Source organism: Aneurinibacillus sp. UBA3580, assembly GCF_002375825.1.
In the GTDB taxonomy this organism is placed as follows: Bacteria; Bacillota; Bacilli; order Aneurinibacillales; family Aneurinibacillaceae; genus Aneurinibacillus; species Aneurinibacillus danicus.
The window spans coordinates 36,319-37,204 of the sequence record NZ_DFMZ01000033.1 but is presented as its reverse complement, the minus strand read 5'-3'; the positions used below and the strand labels follow the sequence as shown (position 1 = coordinate 37,204).

The following is an 886-nucleotide window of genomic DNA, read 5'->3' as shown; positions in this document are numbered from 1 at the left end:
CAGCTGAACCGCTGAATCCAGCTCCAGCTTTCGTGCGGCCGTCTCCCAGTCTTCTTTGTTGACGACAGCAATGGCGCGTAAGGTATTAAGAACCTCGTGTAAAGTTTGTGATTGATTCTGAAGGTCCATAATCAGTCTCTCCTTCCCCCTCCGTGAAACGAATTTAACAAAATTTATTTTATCTACTATACAATAGTATATTTTTCTAAAAATTTAGTCAACACAATCTTTATGGAGAATGCCGGAAAATCCACATGGTTTGGCGGTTGCCAAAGGCCGGATGCGATGCTAAACTCAAAGGTAAGTGTCTTTAGAATCCGGGGTAGGAGTGAATAGAAGTGAGTAGAAGTGCCTACATAAAATTTGTTGAAGGGTCAACTACAAAACAGGTTACATTGGACGAAGTTAAACAGCAGTTCAAACGCTATACAGAAATGACCGCCAAAACCGGTCAACAGCTGGACTGGGATTATCGCCACTCCGCTTTTCCGTACACGATTGAAGAAAAGCCGGAAGCAAAGGGGCAATGGTTTTATCTTAAAGGAACCGACGAGAAGCTGTATCGTTACATTCTGGTGGGAGTTGGCACACGTCAAGTAGAGAAGCAGACGAAGCAACCGGACCCGGAGAACGAGGGCCAGACTCAAACCGTAACAACAATCGAAGAGGAAAATTACATTCAGGTTACACTGACTCCTGAATCAACACACGGCGATAAAGGCAAGGCCAATGAATTTTGTAAATATTTAGCCAAACAATACAAAGCCGAGCTGCACCTTTTTAACGGACGCGTCATGTACTATAACCCACGAAAATAAACATCCGCCTACATATTAAAGAAAAGGAGGGAGAAAAACGGGGGGGGATGATTTCAATGGTGAAAAAG

1 protein-coding gene is annotated in these 886 nt (G+C 43.6%); it reads left to right on the top strand.

Annotated features, from left to right (window positions below; translation table 11 throughout):
• Positions 1-338: 338 nt before the first annotated feature.
• Positions 339-818, top strand: a complete 480-nt coding sequence (locus tag B2899_RS05575) for a DUF1885 family protein (RefSeq protein WP_146808096.1) — start codon at positions 339-341, stop codon at positions 816-818.
• Positions 819-886 lie beyond the last annotated feature (68 nt).